The following is a 15,983-nucleotide window of genomic DNA, read 5'->3' as shown; positions in this document are numbered from 1 at the left end:
TGCCGCAACGATAACCCGATCGGATTCATCGCATGTTACATGGTCAAACCGCCGCCGAGAAAATCTGCGCGGAGGAAGGGCGCCCCTTCGAAAGCCTGTTTCGCTATCAGTTTGTTCTGACCGAAAATCCGGCGCTTGGCGTGCCCGGTTTTCAACGCAAGCCGGTGACCGATACCTGGGCGCTGTTGCACGGGCCCGCGCTGCCGGTCACGCCGGTGATCGACGCGGCTGGCCTGCCCAGCGGCTATGTTCTGGGTGGCGCGCTGCACCCTGAAGGCGGGCTGATCGACACGGTTTTGCCCCTGCCCGCCAGCCGCAGCGACAAGGGGTTTTTCGACGCCTGCGAGCCGTTGATCGAAGGGCTGGCCGGGCGCTATGCGGTCATCCTTGCCGGGGATGCCGGGGTGCGTATCTATGTCGATCCGGTTTCGGCGCTCGGTGTGGTCTTCGATCCGAAAACCCGCGCCATTGCCTCCAGCGTTCTGCTGGCGCTGGACCGTGCGCGCGAACCGAACCCGGCCTTCGATGAAGAGCTGATCCTGGCAGGCAAGGGCAATTACACGCTGACCCATACCTCGGATGCGCAGGTCAAACGGCTGCTGCCGAACCACTATCTGAACCTGACCGATTTCACGGTGACCCGGCACTGGCCGAAACCCGATGCGGTGTTCGACATTCCGCTGGAACAAGCCCCCGGCGCACTGGAAGAGATCCGCGACCGGCTGGCGCGCACCATCGGCACGATTGCTGCCGCCCGGCCCACCGTGATGCCGATTTCCGCAGGGCGGGATTCGCGCAATCTGGTGGCCTGCGCGCGCGATCATCTGGACAAGATCGGCGAATTCTTCGCCTTCGCGCACAGCTACAACAGCCGGATCGACAGCGCCGTGGGCTCGCTCGTGGCCGAACGGATGAACCTGCCCTATCGCATCTACGATACCGACGATTACCCGCGCGGCGCCCTGCCCGGCCGGTTCCGGCAGCGTCAGATCACCCGCGACTGGATGATTGCGAACGGCTTTACCGGTGCCCCCCCGAACGAGGTTCTGCTGGGCCTGAATACCAAACAACCCGGGCATCAATGGCATATCCGCGGCAATGTGATGGACCTTCTGCAGGCCAGCAGCTGGAGGAATGGTGCGCGCAACCCGGCGGTGCATGACCCGCGTCACGGGATCAAGCGGCTGCTGATCACCGAGGGCGACAATTATACCGAAGAACTGGCCGACCGGTGGATGCCCGAATATCTGGAATGGTACGAAAGCCTGGGTCCGCTGAAATCGCAGCCCTATGACATGATCTGGAACGAGCTTTACCTGGCCTCGTCGCAGGGCGGCAAATTCTGGGGCTATACGCATCAGTTCTATATCTCGCCCTTCAACGACCGCTATCTGATCGACCGGGCGATTTCGCTGCCGCTGCGCTATCGGATCAGCGACAAGGCGAATGACGACCTGCTGGCTATGGCCGCGCCGGAACTGAGCAATATTCCCTTCCTGCGCCGCTATCAGGCCAAGGCGGCCCGGCGCGGCGGGAACTGGTATGGCAAGACGATGGTGCGCGCCGGTCAGGCGGCCTGAGGCGCCCGGCGCAGCAGGTAGATATCCATGATCCAGCCATGTTCGGCCCGTGCCTGGGCGCGGGTCGTGCAGATGTCGGCTGCGACGTCACTCAGCGGCCCCGCGCGCAGGATCTGCTCGGCCATGCCGACATAGGCGCCCCACCAGATCTGCACGCCCTCGGTGGCCAGCGTGGTGAAGGAACACTCGCCATCCAGCATCACCACCAACGTATCTACGGCCTCGGGCCAGCCATTTTCACGCAATTGCCGCCCCGTGGTAATCAGAACAGGCGCGCCGATGTCGTTTAGCGGGATCGCATGCGCGGCACAGAGTGCCTGAATCGCGGTGATTCCGGGGATGACCCGCGTCTGCACCGCCATCCGCCGGCGCAGCCGTTCGGCAATCCGCAGCGTGCTGTCGTAAAGCGACGGATCGCCCCAGACCAGCAGCGCCACGCGGCCGCTTGCGCCCAGGGCTGCGCGGATCTGCGCCTCCCAGGCATCGGTGATTGCGTCGTGCCAGTCATCGACCCCGGCGTGATAGCTGGGCCGCGCGGCATCGCGCTTGGGCAGGTCGAATTCCACGATCCGCGTGGCCGGGTTGGTGATGTGCTGCGCACAGATCGCCCGCCGCAGCCCCGCCAGATCGGATTTGTCGCCGCCCTTGAACGGAATCAGGATCAGATCGGCGGCATTCATCGCCTGCGCGGCCTGCACCGTCAGATGGTCGGGATTGCCGGTGCCGATGCCGATCAGGGTAAGCTCGATCATGTCCTGTCCTTTGAAAAAAGGGGGCCTTGCGACCCCCTTGCGTTTCTTTGCGATGCGTCTGGCTCAGGCAAACAGACGCGGGGTGACCAGCACCGAGCCTTGCAGCCCGCGGATGCGCTTGGCCACCGCCAGAACCGCCAGATCGACCAGCGGCTCGATCAGGATGACGCTCATGTAAGCCACGCCGAAGGTCGCGATCGAGGAAGCCGCGGCAAAGCCCTGACCATACAAGGCCCAGAACGCCACCCAGGCGACGATCCCGCCCTGATAGGCCGTCGACAGCGCCAGCGCCTGACCATAGCGCAGGTCGACATAGGCCGTGCCCGGCGCGATCAGCCGCTTCGCCAGAACCTGCAGCCCGAACAGCGGCACCAGCAGCGTGGTCACGTTCATCCCGTATTGCGGCAGGTCGAAGGGCGCAAAGAACACGCCCTGGATCAGCAGACCCAGCGCCAGCCCGATCGCGGCGGGCGCGGCCCCCAGGATCAGGAACAGCGTCGAGCCAAGGATCAGGTGAACCTCGGACACGCCCACCGGCATGTGCGGCAGCACTTCGAAAAAGGTGAAAACGGCCGCTGCGGCAATGGCCGAACGCGCGACCAGCGACCCCACGCCTTGCGCGCGGATCGCTCCATAAGCGGTTTTCAGGGTATAGGTGCCAGCCGCCGCGGCGGTGGCATAGCTCAGCGCAATTTTGGTGCCGTCGACGAGGCCCGGTTCGATATGCATATCAATCTCCTGTGCCGTCACACCCGACGGCGGTTGGGTTATGTCAGATGGCCGGTCTCCTGGCTCGCGGGTCGAAGCGCAGCTTCTGCCTTCCCGGGGGATGCCCCAGTGGCGTGGTCGAAGTGCGCTCACCGCATACAGTCGCGGGGGCGGCTGGGGCTTCGGGCGCCGCAATTTGGTCCGCCCCTCCCCATTCCCGATGAAGCCCTGCGCTTTGCGCGTTGATGGGCACCATACAGAGGTTCAGATAAACGCCATGGCGGCGCTAGGGTCAAGCATCATCCGCGGCATCGGGGGCCTCAAAACCGGCCAAGGGCCCATACAGGATCAGGGCTGGCTGCTCTGACCGGCTTTGCGCAAGATCCGCGGCCAGGGCGGCGATCGTGCTGGAACAGAGCCGTTGTGCCGGATGCCCGACCGCCTCGGCCAGCAGTGCGGGTGTGTCGGGCGACAGCCCCTGCCCGATCAGCCCCGCAACCAGCCGCGGGAAAGTGCGCTTGCCCATGAACACGACCGTCGTTGCGCCGGGATCGGCCAGCGCGGGCCAGTTGAGCCCTTCGGGCAGATCGCCGGTCACATCGGCACCGGTGATGAACTGCACCCGCCGCGCCGTCAGCCGCCGGGTCAGCGGCAGCCCCGCCGCGGCCGCCGCCGCGCAGGCCGAGGGCACGCCGGGGATGATCTCATGCGCGATCCGGGCTTCGGCAAGGGCGGTCAGCTCCTCTTCCAGGCGGCCGAAAATCCCGCAATCGCCTGACTTCAGCCGCACAACCCGCAGCCCGCGCTGCGCATGTTCGACCAGCAACTGGTTGACATGGTCCTGCTTGGCCGAGGGTTTGCCCGCGCGTTTGCCCACCGCAATCAGTTCGGCCCCGGGCCGCGCATGGCCCAGAACCGGCCCCGAGGCCAGGTCGTCGAACAAGACCACATCGGCGCGCGCCAGCCGGTCGGCAGCCTTCAGCGTCAAAAGCTCGGGGTCGCCGGGCCCCGAAGAAACGAAAGATACAAAACCGCTCATGCGCTTGCCTTTGCAATCATGTGGAAAAAGGTGCCGCTGACCCGGCCGCCACCGGGCAGGCTTCGGGTCGATCCGGTTTCGGGGACCGGCGCGCCAGTGGCATCCAGAACCTCGGCCAGGGGGGCATCGGGCTGCGACAGGATCGTGGCATAGTGGAATTCATGCCCGCGCAACCGGGTGCTGGCCGCGATCCCGGGCATCGGTGTTGCCAGTGTCGCCAGCCGATAGCCCAGATGCATCCGCCGTTTCGCAAAAGATGTTTCCAACCCCAGAAGCCCCGCCATTTCGTGCCGTGTGCCATCTGCCGCGATCAGCCCTGTGCCCAGTGCCATATAGCCACCGCATTCGCCATGCACCGGACGCGTTTGCGCGAAATCCCGCAACCCTGCACGAAAATTCTGCGTGCAGCCAAGCCGCCCTGCGTGCAGTTCCGGGTAGCCACCGGGCAGCCAGCAGGCATCTGCCGAAGGGTCGGGCGCCTCGTCTGCCAAAGGTGAAAACGGCAGGATCGTCGCGCCTTGTGCCCGCCATTCGGTAATCAGATGCGGGTAGACGAAGGAAAACGCCGCATCGCGCGCCAGTGCAATGCGCTGACCCGGTGGCGGCAAAACAGGCGGAACAGAGACTGTTTCAGGCCCGCCCGAAGCCGCCGCGGCAATTAAGGCATCCAGATCGCAATGCGCGGTAACGAACGCGCCAGCCTGTTCCAAAATCGACTGCAGCCGTGGCAGCTCTTCGGCCTGCACAAGACCCAGGTGCCGCTCGGGCAGCGCGATTTCGGTCTTGCGCGGCAGTGACCCGAAAACCGTAATCCCCGCACGGGCCATCCCGTCACGCACCAGCGCGTCATGGCGCGGTGAGGCGACCTTGTTCAGCACGACCCCCGCCACCGTCACCCCCGGGCACATCGTGGCGAAGCCATGCGCCACTGCGGCGGCGGATTGCGCCTGCCCCGATACGTCAAGCACCAACACCACGGGCCAGCCCATCAGCGCGGCAATATCCGCGCTGGCGCCGATCCCTGCTTCGCCCGGACGGGCCACGCCATCGAACAACCCCATCGAGCCTTCGGCCACGACCAGATCCGCCTGGGTCTGCGCCAGCGCGGCGATCTGTTCTGCGGTCATCGCCCAGGCGTCGAGGTTGACCGAAGCACGCCCCGCCGCCGCTGTGTGAAACGCCGGGTCGATGTAATCGGGCCCGCTCTTGAACGGCTGCACCTGCATCCCGCGCACCCGCAGCGCCGCCAGCAGGCCAAGCGTCAGCGTGGTCTTGCCGGTCCCGGATGCGGGGGCCGAAATGATCAGGCCGGGCGTCATTCGGGGGCCGTGTCGGGGAAGCGCGGGGCGGTGCCCACGGGGCGATAACGGCGGTCGTAATCGCCTGCATAAAGCCGGCTTTCATCGAAATCCTCGGCCCCGAGCGTATGCCCCACAAGGATCAGCGCGGTGCGCTCCATTTCCGCGCCAATCGCGGTTTGCAGCGTGCCGAGGCTCGCGCGAACCACCCGTTGATCGGGCCAGCTGGCCCGCCACACCACCGCCACCGGGCAATCGGCGCCATAATGCGGGGTCAGCTCGGCCACCACCTTGTCCAGCACATGGATCGACAGGTGAATCGCCAGAACCGCTCCGGTGCGGGCAAAATTTTCCAGGGCTTCGGTCTCGGGCATCGCACTGGCCCGCCCGGAGGTGCGGGTCAGCACCACCGATTGCGCGGCGCCGGGCAGGGTCAGTTCGGCCCCCAGCGCGGCGGCGGCGGCGGCAAAAGACGGCACGCCGGGCGTCACGTCATAGGGAATCCCCAGCGCGCGCAGCCGCCGCAACTGTTCCCCCATCGCCGACCAGATCGACAGATCGCCGGAATGCAGCCGCGCCACATCCTGCCCCGCGGCATGCGCGGCAGCAATTTCCTCGATGATCCGATCCAGGCTCAGCGGCGCGGTATTCACGATGCGCGCCCCGGGCGGGCAATGCGCCAGCAGCGCCGCGGGCACCAGGCTGCCCGCATAGAGGCAAACCGGGCAAGCCGCGATCAGGTCACGGCCGCGCAGGGTAATCAGGTCGGCCGCGCCGGGCCCCGCTCCGATAAAATGCACCGTCATTCTGCGGCTCCTTTCGTGATTTCGTCTGCACTGACAGCGATGGCCGCGGTTGCCAGCCCATCGGGCGATGTCACGCGGGGCACCAATATCCGTGCGCCCGGCCCCGCTGCGGCAAGGGCGGCGGCTTCAGCCAGCGACCCGGTTCCATAGTGCTGCACGATGCGCGGGGATTGCGTCGGCGTGACCACGTCACACACATCAACCGAATGCAGAAACAGACCCTGTTCCCGCGCAAAAGCGGCCAGATCTGCCGTCTTGTGCGGGCTTGTCGCCAGCGCATCGACACGGCCCCCTGCGGCCTCGGCCATCGACAACGCAGCCCGCAATGATGCCCGGGTCGCACTGCCACGACATCCCATGCCGGCGATCTTCATAGCACCACACTCCACTGCACCACCGGGCGGGCAGGTTGCCAGCCACGCATCCCGCCCAAGGGCTCGGCCTGCGCCAGTTCGATCCGCAGCAGGTTGCCGCCGTGCCGGGCATGACAGGCGGCAAGCACGGTTTCGGTTTCCAGCGTGACCCCGTTCGCCACCAGCCGCGTTCCGGGCGGCAACATCGGCAGCAATGCCTGATAAAGCGCGGCATCCCCGCCACCCCCCACAAACACCGCATCGGGCAAAGGCAGCCCGGCCAGTGCCGCGGGGGCAACCCCTTCAACCAGGGTCATGCGACCCTCCAGCCCAAAGGCCGCGATATTGGCGGCGATATTGGCGCACCGCGCAGTATGACGTTCAACCGTGATCGCGCGCCCCCCCAAAAGGCACCATTCCGCCGAAATAGAGCCTGATCCGCCGCCTATGTCCCACAGCAATTCACCCATGCGCGGCGCCAGCGCCGAAAGCGTCAGCGCGCGGATCGGGCGTTTGGTAATCTGCCCGTCATGCGCAAAGGTATTGTCGGGCAGGCCTGCGGCGCGGCTTTGGCCCACATGTGCGGGCAGGTCCGCACAGTCCAGCGCAACGGCGACGGGCGTTGCGATATCGGCCAGATCGAACGCATCGGCGCGGGTGCTGCGCAGGCGTTCGCGCGGGCCGCCCAAAGCCTCCATCACGATCATCCGGGCGGCGCCAAAACCGCTTTGGCAGAGCCATTGCGCCAGATCGGCGGGTGCCTGCGCATCGCGCAGCGTGCAGATAACATGCGCACCCCGCGCCAAAACCGGGCGCAGCCGCGCGAAAGAGGCCGCATGTAGGCCGAAACAGAGACTGTTATCCAGCCGCCAGCCCAGCCGCGCCGCGGCCAGCGAAAACACCCCGGCGACCGGCAGGGCGCGCCATTCCTCGGGCGCAAGATGCTGTGCCAGCGATCCACCTGCCCCAAACCAGAACGGATCGCCCGAGGTCAGCACGACAACGCGCTGCCCGCGCCGGGCCAGCACCGGCGCCAGATCGAACGGCACCGGCCAGGGGATACCGCGCGCGCCCGCAGCGACCAGATCCAGGTGCCGCGGACCGCCGAAAATCACCGCCGCCGCCTGCAGCGCGGCACGGCTTGCATCCGGCAGCCCTTCAAGGCCATCTTCGCCCAGACCGACGATGGTCAGCCATGGATCAGACATGACGCGACTCCTCATCCTGGGCGGCACGACCGAAGCAAGCCAATTGGCGCGTGCGGTGCACGCGGCCGGGTTCGATGCGGTGTTTTCCTATGCAGGCCGAACCGCAGCCCCCGTCGCCCAGCCGCTGCCAACGCGGATCGGCGGGTTTGGCGGTGTGCCCGGGCTGGTCGACTATCTGCGCGCCGAGGCGATCAGCCATGTGATCGACGCCACGCATCCCTTTGCCGCCGGGATGAGCAAAAATGCGATTTCCGCCTGCATAGAGACGAAAATACCGCTTCTGGGGCTGGAACGTCCGGCCTGGCAGGCAGGTTCCGGGGACCATTGGCAGCATGTGCCCGATCTGGAAGCCGCCATCACCGCCCTGCCCGATCTGCCCGCCCGGGTGTTTCTGGCGATCGGCAAGCAGCATCTTGCACCCTTCGCCGCCAAGCCGCAGCACCATTATCTGCTGCGGCTGGTCGATCCGCCCGAAGGCGCCCTGCCCCTGCCTGATGCGCAGGCCGTGATCGCGCGCGGCCCATTCACGCCCGAAGGCGACGAGGCCCTGCTGCGTGCCCATCACATCACGCATATCGTAGCCAAGAATTCGGGCGGCACCGGCGCCGAGGCCAAATTGATTGCCGCGCGCAGGCTTGGCTTGCCGGTGATTCTGATCGACCGGCCCGGTTTGCCCCCGCGAAAGACGGTGGGATCGGTCACGCAGGTTCTGGATTGGCTGCGTCATCACGGCGCCTCGGCGGAACGCGGGGTATAGACCCAGGGGCCCACGCGCCGGGTGGCGGCATTGCCGACGATCACCACGGTGCGCATATCGGCCATTTCGGGGTGCGCCTCGGCCAGCGTAACGGTGGTGATCCGCTCCTCGGGGGTGCTGACGGCGCGGGCAAAGGCGATCAGCCGATCGTCGCCGCATTCCTCGCGCAAAATCTCCAGAACGCGGGCGAATTGATGCGGGCGCGAGGCCGAACGCGGGTTGTAGAACGCCATCGCAAAGCCGCCCTGCGCGGCATGGCGCAGCCGGTGTTCTACCACGGCAAAGGGTTTGAGATTGTCGCTCAGGTTGATCGCGCAGAAATCATGGCCCAGCGGCGCACCGATCCGCGCGGCCGCCGCCAGCATCGCGGTGATGCCGGGCAGGATGCGGATGTCGAGCGTGTGATAGGCGGGCACGGCCTCCAGCGCCTCGAACAGGGCCGAAGCCATCGCAAACACCCCCGGATCGCCCGAGGACACCACGACAACGCGATGCCCCGCCGCCGCCATGTCCAGCGCATGTCGCGCGCGGTCCAGTTCCACACGGTTATCCGAGGCATGCAGCCGCAGGCCCGGGCGCGGCGCCACCCGCGCGACATAGGGAATATAGCCCACAATATCGGTGGCCTCGGCCAGCGCGGCCTGAACCTCGGGGGTGACCAGTGCATCCGCCCCGGGGCCAAGCCCCGCCACAACCAGCCAGCCGCTCATTCCGCGGCCTCGGTTGCGACCGGACGCCGGCCATGCCCATGCACCAGAACGATTGCGAAATAGGGGCAATCGGCATCGTCGACCTCGGCCAGCCGGGCCACGCGTTGCCCAGGCATCGTGCCACGTTCGATCAGCCAGGCGTCCTGTAGCCGACCGGCCGCCTGCAGCGCGCGGCGCACCTTGGGCAGGTTGCGCCCGGTCTTCATGATGACCAGCGCATCCGAGCTGCCTATGTGCCGCAGCAGCTCGGCCTCGGGCAAGGTGCCCATCAGCACGCTCATCACATCGTCGCCCCAGGTGATCGGCTGGCCGGTGGCGTTCCAGCAGCCGGTCATGCCGGTGATGCCGGGGATCACCTCGGTTTTGATCCGGTCGCGCAGCCGGACATAAAGGTGCATGAACGATCCGTAGAAGAAAGGGTCGCCTTCGCACAGAACCACCACATCGCGGCTTTCGCACAGATCGGTCAGCCGCGCGGCCCAGTCGTCGTAAAACGCCGCCAGAATGCGGTTGTATTCGGGGCTGTCGAAGGGAATCTCGGTCGTGACCGGGTATTCCATCGGGTATTCCAGAACGTCTGGCGCCAGCATGCCCTGCACGATCCGGCGCGCCTGTCCCTGCCGCCCGGCCTTGCGGAAATAGGCGACATGCTTCGCCCCCCGGATCGCCCGATCTGCCCGCACCGAGATCAGATCGGGGTCGCCCGGGCCCAGCCCTGCACAGATGATCTTGCCCATCGCTTACTCCTTCCGCGAGGCGAGCGCGTTGACCGCCGCCACCGTGATTGCCGACCCACCCAGCCGCCCTTCGATGGCCATGCAGGGCACCGGTTGCGTCTGCATCAGCGCGGCCTTCGATTCCGCCGCACCGATAAACCCCACCGGGCAGCCGATGATCGCCGCCGGGCGCGGGCAGGCCGGGTCTTCCAGCATGTTGAGCAGATGAAACAGCGCGGTGGGCGCATTGCCGATCGCCACCACTGCGCCGTGCAGATGCGGGCGCCACAGTTCCAGCGCGGCGGCCGACCGGGTATTGCCCATCTCGTGCGCCATCCCGGGCACGCGCGGGTCCTGCAGCGTGCAGATCACCGCGTTATCGGCGGGCAGCCGCGCGCGGGTGATCCCTTCGGACACCATCCGCGCATCGCACAGGATCGGCGCGCCTGCCTCCAACGCGGCGCGGGCCGCAATCGCCATGCCGGGCGAGAACCGCGCGAAAGCCTCTAGCCCGACCATACCCGCGGCATGGATCATCCGCACCACGACGATCTCTTCCTCGGGGGTGAAACGTGCCAGATCTGCCTCGGCCCGGATCGTGCGGAAGGATTGCAGATAGATCTGCGCGCCATCCTTTTCATAGTCGTAAGGCATCAGCGGAACTCCGGCAGGTTGGGGATTTCGGAAAGCGGCACGGCACGGCGCAGCGGCACGCCCTGTGCCGTATCGGCGGCGATCAGGTCGAAGCCATCTGGCGTGGCGACCAGCGTCAGATCGGCGGGCGCGGGATGCGCGCAGCCCTTGGCGCAGCCCGAAACATGCAGCACCGCACCCCCAGGTAGATGCGGCGCCAACTGCCGCGCCAGATCGCGGGTCGGTTGCAGCGCCTGCAGGCAGCCGGGCGCGCCGGTGCAGGCATAGACCCGCAGCAAGGGCGTGTTGGAGGTAATCAGCCCGGGCAGATCGGGCATCACCTGGGCGCCTTCGATCAGAACCATCCGCCAGGGCGTGATCCGCAGCGACCCGAAGCTGGCCAGAACGGCCAGCAGTTCGGCGCGCATCTGCCCAAACTCCAAGCCCACCAGCGCGCCATGATCGGTCAGGCCGGGGAAGGGCGGCGGCAGCGCCGGGGCAGGGGCGTGGGTTCCGGTCAATCCCCCGTCGGGCCGCACCCCGCGCGCGATCAGCCGGGCCATCCGGCCCCGCCCGTCCTGCACGCCGCCCGCAGCGACGAACCACTGCGCCAGCGCGATCAGCGCCGATATGGCGGTGTCTTCGCTCACCTGCGCGCCCAGATCGGCCCCTTCGGCGCGCAGGATCAACTGCCCGTCCGCGGCCCGCTCCAGCCGGATGTCGGCGGGGGTGTCGTTCAGAACCCGCTGCGCCGCGCAATCCAGCGCAAACCCGAATTTCCCTGGCAAATCGGGCAGCTCACCCAGCCTGCGCATCAGCTCTGCCGCAAGGCGCAGGGTCGGCGCATCCGCAAAGGGGGTGATCAGAATATTCCGCCGGGTCTCGGCGCGGACATCGGCGTCAATCAGGCCAAGCGCCGTCAGATCGGCGATCAGCGCGGGGTGCGTTTGGGCCGTGACGCCGCGCAATTGCACATTCGCGCGGCCCGACAGGTCGATCCGCCCGTTGCCATGGCGTTGCGCTGCCGTCGCGATGCCCGCCGCCTGTTCGGGCGTCAGCCGCCCCAGCGGCGGGCGCACCCGCACCACCAACCCGTCGCCCGACTGCATCGGCCGCAGCGCGCCGGGGCACCATCCCTGCACGGTAAAGCTCATTCCTCGCCCCCCAATGCCACGCTGGCGTTGCGCAGGCTTTGCCACAGCCCGGCCGCGCGCAGCCTGTGAAACAGATCCTGCATCGCCGCCAATGCCGCGGGATTTTCCGCTTTCAGAAAGGCATAGACTTCGGGGCGTTCCAGCGTTGCGGCGTGATACAGATCGAACAGATGCGCGGGCACGACCCCGGCCAGATGTGCGAAAGCCGCCATATGATCGAGCGTCGCTGCAATCTCGGCCGCCCCGCGAAACCCGTGGCGGCGCATGCCGTCGGCCCAGTCCGGGTTTGCCGCACGCGCCCGCACGACACGGGCGATTTCCTCGGTCACACTGCGGGCGCGGGGACGGTCGGGCCGGGTCGCGTCCAGATGGTAAAGGGCAGGGGCGGCATGGCCCAGACGGGCCATCGCGGCGGCGAATCCGGCCTCATGCGCGGCATAGTCGGCGGCCAGCAGCAGGTCGGATTCGGGCAGATCCTGCGCATGCACGAAACTGTCGGCGCGCGACAGCCGATCTTCCAGCGCATCCCGCTGCGCGCGCGCGACACCATCCGCCCCGATCGCCCAGCTGGAAGCCGCGATCCAGGCCTCGCCCGCCGCCGCACGCGCCTGAGGCGTGAAATCGTCCATCGCGGCACCCATGCCCAGGCCATATTGTCCGGGCTGCGGCCCGAACACGCGCGGGGCGGCCTGACGGTAGGGGTTGTCTTCGGGGCTTTCATCGCGCGCCGCCAGCGCCGCGGCGCCGGTTTCAAACAGTTGCGCAAGGCCTGGAAAAACGTCTCTGAACAGGCCCGAAACGCGCAGCGTCACGTCAATCCGGGGTCGGCCCAGCAGTGCCAGCGGTACCACCTCGACCCCGGTCACGCGGCCCGATCCGGCATCCCATACGGGCGCCAGACCGGCCAGATGCAGCGCCATCGCGAATTCTTCGCCTGCGGTGCGCATCGTGGCAGACCCCCACAGATCGACGACCAGACCGCGCGGCCAGTCGCCATGATCCTGCAAATGCCGCCGCAGCAGCTCTTCGGCCAGCTTGACCCCCTGCGCATGGGCCGCACGGCTGGGCAGCGCGCGCGGATCGACCGAAAACAGGTTGCGCCCGGTGGGCAGCACATCGCTGCGCCCCCGCGCGGGTGATCCCGACGGCCCGGGCGCCACCCGCCGCCCGTCCAGCGCCGCCAGCAGCCCCGCGCGTTCGGCATCGCCACAGGCGCCGCGCCCGAACACATGCAGCCCGTCGCCGAACTGGCTTTCCTTGATATCGCAGACGAAACGGTCGATCCGGGTGATCGCCTCGGCAGCCGAGGCATCGGCGGGAAGACCCAGATCGGCCTCGACCCCCAGAGCGCGGGCCTCGTCGCGGATATCGCCGATCAGACGCGTGCGCCGCGCGGGGTCGAGCCCGTCGGCGGTGGAATATTCATCCAGCAACCGCTCCAGACAGGTCATCCTTTCGGGAACCGCCGCCGCAATCATCGGTGGCGGCAGATGGCCCAGCGTGACCGCGCCGATCCGGCGCTTGGCCTGCGCCGCCTCGCCCGGATCGTTGACGATGAAAGGGTAGATCACCGGCAGATCGCCGATCAGCGCCTCGGGCCAGCACTGCGCGGACAGCGCCACCGCCTTGCCGGGCAGCCATTCGAGCGTGCCATGCGCGCCCATGTGGATCAGCGCATCGCAGCCCTGTGCGCGCAGCCACAGGTAAAACGCGACATAGCCGTGGCAGGGCGTGCGGCCCAGATCGTGATAATCGGAATCGCGGGCGGCCCTGTCCCCGCGTTCGGGTTGCAGCGCGATCAGGGCCTTGCCCCGCCACACGGCGCGAAACCGGAACCCACCATCGCCAAAGCCGGGGTCGTTTTCAGGGGGCCCCCAGACCGTGGCCAGATCCTTTTGCAGCGCTGCCGGCAGGGTGCTCAGCGCGCTCAGATACTCCGAAACAGGCCAGAACAGAGACTGTTCCTGCAAGTCCCGAGTCAGATCGCCCTGTGCCGGAATGTCATAGCCCGCCGCGCCCAAATCGCCCAGCAGCGCCGCGCCCGATTCCAGCGCATCGAGCCCCACCGCATGCGCCATCTGCCAGTCGCGCCCGGGGTAGGTGGACAGCACCAGTGCCATACGCCGGGCCTGCGCCGGGGTCTGGCGCAGGCGATGCCAGCGCAGGACACGGCGCACCACTGCCGCCACGCGACCCGGGTCGGCACGGTGTGAAAACCGGGAATATTGCAGATCGGGGTCGCGACGCTCCGGCGCCTTGAAAGAGACTATTCCAGCGAAAAGACGGCCATCCACCTCGGGCAAGACCACATGCATCGCCAGATCGGCGGGTGAAAGCCCGCGCTCGGCCTCGGCCCAGTCGCGTTTGCGTGCGGTGGACAGCGCGACCTGAAACACCGGGCAGTCGGTGGCGTCAAATGGGGTCGTGCCATCATCGGCCTGTGACGAAAAGGCGGTGGCATTGATGACCGCCGCCGGGGGGCGGGCGCGCAAATGCGGCGCCAGCCAGTCGGTAAAACCCGGCGCCTTCAGCGACGGCGCAAACACCCCGCAGGCCGACAGCCCCGTTTCGCGCAGCGCGCGGATCAGTGCATCCACCGGGTCGGTATCGGCTGCCGTCAGATAAGAGCGATAGAAGGCAACCAGAACCAGCGGCCCGGCGGGGGGCGTGTCGGTCACGCCTGTCTCGGGGTCGTAAAACCCCATTGTCGGCACGGCTGTGTCGCCGGTGCCGTCCGGGCCGGGCAGATTCGCCGCGCGCGCCAGAATGGCCAGCGCCTGCTGCGCGGCCATCGCGCCCCCGGCATCGCACAGCTGCGAAAGCTGGCGCAAGACGGGGACAGGCAGGGTCGACACCTCGTCCAGCCGCGCATCGGGCCGCCCGTCGGCAGGCAGCACCGCCAGCGCAATCCCGCGCCGGCGCGCCAGATCCTGCACCGAAGCCAGCCCGTAGGGCCAATACCCCTCGCCGCCGATCAGCCGCACCAGAACGGCCTTCGCGCCTGCCAGCGTCTGTTCGACATAGGTATCGACGGACACCGGATGGCGCAGCGCCACCAGATTGGCCAGACGCAGCGTCGGCAGCGCCCCCGCAGCCTGCCGCCACCCCGCCGCGAAAGCCCCAAGGTCGCTGTCGGAAAACGACAACACCACCAGATCCGCAGGCGTCTGCCCTAGATCCGTCGGCGTTTCGGTTTCTTCCAGGCCGTGGCTTTCGCGGAAGGTGACGTGCATCAGGCCCCCAGAACCGCGCGGATCGCGGCCTCGTCCACATCGTGATGTTCGGCGATCACCACCAGCGCCGAGCGGCGCGGATCGGCGCCCCAGGGACGGTCGAACTGATGCCGGACACGTTCGCCCACCGCCTGGATCAGCAGGCGCATCGGCTTGCCCGCTACCGCCACATGGCCCTTCACCCGCAAGATCCGCTGTTCGCGTGCCAGACGCTGGATCGCGGCGATCAACGCCTCGGGGTCGCTGACCTCGGGCAGGTCGATCACTACCGTGTCAAAATCGTCATGTTCGTGATCGGCGGCGCCATCGTGGTGCGAGGGGCGCGCGGCCAGATCGTCCTCGGCTGCGGCCCCCAGACCCAGCACGACCTTCGGGTCGATCACCCCTTCGGTCAGCGGCAGGATCGGCAGCTGGCGCGGCGCTTCGGCCTCGATCACCGCACGGGCCGCGGCCAGCCCGGCCTCGCCCGCCAGATCGGCCTTGGACAGAAGCACGATATCGGCGCAGGCGATCTGATCTTCGAACACCTCGGACAGCGGCGTTTCATGGTCGATGCTGTCATCGGCGGCGCGCTGGGCATCCACTGCGGCCACATCGGGCGCAAACCGACCCGCCGCCACGGCCTCGGCATCGGCCAGTGCGATCACCCCGTCGACGGTGATCTTCGAGCGGATCGCAGGCCAGTCGAACGCCTTCAGCAAAGGTTTGGGCAGTGCCAGCCCCGAGGTTTCGATCAGGATATGGTCGGGGCGTTCGGGCCGCGCCATCAGCGCCTCGATCGTCGGGATGAAATCGTCGGCCACCGTGCAGCAGATGCAGCCGTTGGCCAGTTCGACGATGTTATCCACAGGGCAGTTTTCATCGGCACAGCTGCGCAGGATGTCGCCATCGACCCCGACCGAGCCGAATTCGTTGACCAGAACGGCCAGCCGTTTGCCCTGCGGATTGGCCATCAAGTGGCGGATCAGCGTGGTCTTTCCGGCGCCCAGAAAGCCGGTGATTACAGTCACGGGGATTTTGGTCAGATCGGTCATGT

The 15,983-nt window shown here is 67.4% G+C and carries 15 protein-coding genes and 1 riboswitch; of the genes, 2 read left to right on the top strand and 13 right to left on the bottom strand.

Annotated features, from left to right (window positions below):
- Window positions 1–32: 32 nt before the first annotated feature.
- Window positions 33–1,580, top strand: coding sequence for a hypothetical protein (locus P2G62_RS10560; RefSeq protein ID WP_275734861.1), 1,548 nt, complete (start codon window positions 33–35; stop codon window positions 1,578–1,580).
- Here P2G62_RS10560 and cobF read toward each other — a convergent pair.
- From cobF to cbiE, 7 genes are all read right to left on the bottom strand, one after another.
- Entirely contained in the window at window positions 1,568–2,332 is a 765-nt protein-coding gene (gene cobF / locus P2G62_RS10555; RefSeq protein WP_275734860.1) for a precorrin-6A synthase (deacetylating), read from the bottom strand. The two genes, P2G62_RS10560 and cobF, sit on opposite strands and share 13 nt — an antisense overlap.
- Before the next feature lie 63 nt (window positions 2,333–2,395).
- Window positions 2,396–3,061, bottom strand: coding sequence for an energy-coupling factor ABC transporter permease (locus P2G62_RS10550; RefSeq protein WP_275734859.1), 666 nt, complete (start codon window positions 3,059–3,061; stop codon window positions 2,396–2,398).
- A 31-nt stretch (window positions 3,062–3,092) separates the two neighbouring features.
- A riboswitch (cobalamin riboswitch) is annotated at window positions 3,093–3,312 on the bottom strand.
- A 20-nt stretch (window positions 3,313–3,332) separates the two neighbouring features.
- The gene (cobA, locus tag P2G62_RS10545; protein ID WP_275734858.1) at window positions 3,333–4,079 is read right to left on the bottom strand and encodes a uroporphyrinogen-III C-methyltransferase; all 747 of its coding nucleotides are present in this window, start codon (window positions 4,077–4,079) and stop codon (window positions 3,333–3,335) included.
- On the bottom strand, window positions 4,076–5,398 hold the full coding sequence (locus tag P2G62_RS10540) for a cobyrinate a,c-diamide synthase (protein WP_275734857.1): 1,323 nt from the start codon (window positions 5,396–5,398) through the stop codon (window positions 4,076–4,078). Before P2G62_RS10540 ends, cobA begins: the two co-directional genes overlap by 4 nt.
- Window positions 5,395–6,183: a precorrin-4 C(11)-methyltransferase gene (gene cobM / locus P2G62_RS10535; protein WP_275734856.1), complete on the bottom strand. Its 789-nt coding sequence runs from the start codon at window positions 6,181–6,183 to the stop codon at window positions 5,395–5,397. Before cobM ends, P2G62_RS10540 begins: the two co-directional genes overlap by 4 nt.
- On the bottom strand, window positions 6,180–6,557 hold the full coding sequence (locus tag P2G62_RS10530) for a cobalamin biosynthesis protein (RefSeq protein WP_275734855.1): 378 nt from the start codon (window positions 6,555–6,557) through the stop codon (window positions 6,180–6,182). Before P2G62_RS10530 ends, cobM begins: the two co-directional genes overlap by 4 nt.
- Window positions 6,554–7,744: a precorrin-6y C5,15-methyltransferase (decarboxylating) subunit CbiE gene (gene cbiE / locus P2G62_RS10525; RefSeq protein WP_275734854.1), complete on the bottom strand. Its 1,191-nt coding sequence runs from the start codon at window positions 7,742–7,744 to the stop codon at window positions 6,554–6,556. Before cbiE ends, P2G62_RS10530 begins: the two co-directional genes overlap by 4 nt.
- Between cbiE and P2G62_RS10520 the strand changes: the two genes are divergently transcribed.
- Window positions 7,743–8,501, top strand: coding sequence for a cobalt-precorrin-6A reductase (locus tag P2G62_RS10520; RefSeq protein ID WP_275734853.1), 759 nt, complete (start codon window positions 7,743–7,745; stop codon window positions 8,499–8,501). The two genes, cbiE and P2G62_RS10520, sit on opposite strands and share 2 nt — an antisense overlap.
- Here P2G62_RS10520 and cobJ read toward each other — a convergent pair.
- From cobJ to cobW, 6 genes are read right to left on the bottom strand one after another with little or no spacing between them, the layout of a single operon-like run.
- Window positions 8,471–9,211: a precorrin-3B C(17)-methyltransferase gene (gene cobJ, locus P2G62_RS10515; RefSeq protein ID WP_275734852.1), complete on the bottom strand. Its 741-nt coding sequence runs from the start codon at window positions 9,209–9,211 to the stop codon at window positions 8,471–8,473. The genes P2G62_RS10520 and cobJ overlap by 31 nt on opposite strands.
- Window positions 9,208–9,948, bottom strand: coding sequence for a precorrin-2 C(20)-methyltransferase (locus P2G62_RS10510; protein ID WP_275734851.1), 741 nt, complete (start codon window positions 9,946–9,948; stop codon window positions 9,208–9,210). Before P2G62_RS10510 ends, cobJ begins: the two co-directional genes overlap by 4 nt.
- Window positions 9,949–9,951: 3 nt before the next feature.
- Window positions 9,952–10,581, bottom strand: coding sequence for a precorrin-8X methylmutase (locus P2G62_RS10505; protein WP_275734850.1), 630 nt, complete (start codon window positions 10,579–10,581; stop codon window positions 9,952–9,954).
- Window positions 10,581–11,714: a precorrin-3B synthase gene (cobG, locus tag P2G62_RS10500; RefSeq protein WP_275734849.1), complete on the bottom strand. Its 1,134-nt coding sequence runs from the start codon at window positions 11,712–11,714 to the stop codon at window positions 10,581–10,583. The genes P2G62_RS10505 and cobG overlap by 1 nt, the downstream gene beginning before the upstream one ends.
- A complete protein-coding gene (gene cobN / locus P2G62_RS10495) occupies window positions 11,711–14,947 on the bottom strand; it encodes a cobaltochelatase subunit CobN (RefSeq protein WP_275734848.1) in 3,237 nt (1,078 codons plus the stop codon). Before cobN ends, cobG begins: the two co-directional genes overlap by 4 nt.
- On the bottom strand, window positions 14,947–15,981 hold the full coding sequence (gene cobW, locus P2G62_RS10490; protein WP_275734847.1) for a cobalamin biosynthesis protein CobW: 1,035 nt from the start codon (window positions 15,979–15,981) through the stop codon (window positions 14,947–14,949). Before cobW ends, cobN begins: the two co-directional genes overlap by 1 nt.
- Window positions 15,982–15,983: the final 2 nt, after the last annotated feature.

It is taken from the genome of Paenirhodobacter sp. CAU 1674 (assembly GCF_029222945.1).
Classification (GTDB): domain Bacteria; phylum Pseudomonadota; class Alphaproteobacteria; order Rhodobacterales; family Rhodobacteraceae; genus Rhodobacter.
This window is presented reverse-complemented; position numbering and strand designations above follow the sequence as displayed.

What these genes read in the sequence shown, in the direction of transcription:
- P2G62_RS10520 (WP_275734853.1), top strand. Translation starts at nt 7,743, where the DNA reads ATGACGCGACTCCTCATCCTGGGCGGCACGACCGAAGCAAGCCAATTG.
- cobF (WP_275734860.1), bottom strand. Translation starts at nt 2,332, where the DNA reads ATGATCGAGCTTACCCTGATCGGCATCGGCACCGGCAATCCCGACCAT.
- cobJ (WP_275734852.1), bottom strand. Translation starts at nt 9,211, where the DNA reads ATGAGCGGCTGGCTGGTTGTGGCGGGGCTTGGCCCCGGGGCGGATGCA.
- P2G62_RS10540 (WP_275734857.1), bottom strand. Translation starts at nt 5,398, where the DNA reads ATGACGCCCGGCCTGATCATTTCGGCCCCCGCATCCGGGACCGGCAAG.
- P2G62_RS10530 (WP_275734855.1), bottom strand. Translation starts at nt 6,557, where the DNA reads ATGAAGATCGCCGGCATGGGATGTCGTGGCAGTGCGACCCGGGCATCA.
- P2G62_RS10510 (WP_275734851.1), bottom strand. Translation starts at nt 9,948, where the DNA reads ATGGGCAAGATCATCTGTGCAGGGCTGGGCCCGGGCGACCCCGATCTG.
- P2G62_RS10560 (WP_275734861.1), top strand. Translation starts at nt 33, where the DNA reads ATGTTACATGGTCAAACCGCCGCCGAGAAAATCTGCGCGGAGGAAGGG.
- cobW (WP_275734847.1), bottom strand. Translation starts at nt 15,981, where the DNA reads ATGACCGATCTGACCAAAATCCCCGTGACTGTAATCACCGGCTTTCTG.
- P2G62_RS10505 (WP_275734850.1), bottom strand. Translation starts at nt 10,581, where the DNA reads ATGCCTTACGACTATGAAAAGGATGGCGCGCAGATCTATCTGCAATCC.
- cobN (WP_275734848.1), bottom strand. Translation starts at nt 14,947, where the DNA reads ATGCACGTCACCTTCCGCGAAAGCCACGGCCTGGAAGAAACCGAAACG.
- cobM (WP_275734856.1), bottom strand. Translation starts at nt 6,183, where the DNA reads ATGACGGTGCATTTTATCGGAGCGGGGCCCGGCGCGGCCGACCTGATT.
- P2G62_RS10550 (WP_275734859.1), bottom strand. Translation starts at nt 3,061, where the DNA reads ATGCATATCGAACCGGGCCTCGTCGACGGCACCAAAATTGCGCTGAGC.
- cobA (WP_275734858.1), bottom strand. Translation starts at nt 4,079, where the DNA reads ATGAGCGGTTTTGTATCTTTCGTTTCTTCGGGGCCCGGCGACCCCGAG.
- cobG (WP_275734849.1), bottom strand. Translation starts at nt 11,714, where the DNA reads ATGAGCTTTACCGTGCAGGGATGGTGCCCCGGCGCGCTGCGGCCGATG.
- cbiE (WP_275734854.1), bottom strand. Translation starts at nt 7,744, where the DNA reads ATGTCTGATCCATGGCTGACCATCGTCGGTCTGGGCGAAGATGGCCTT.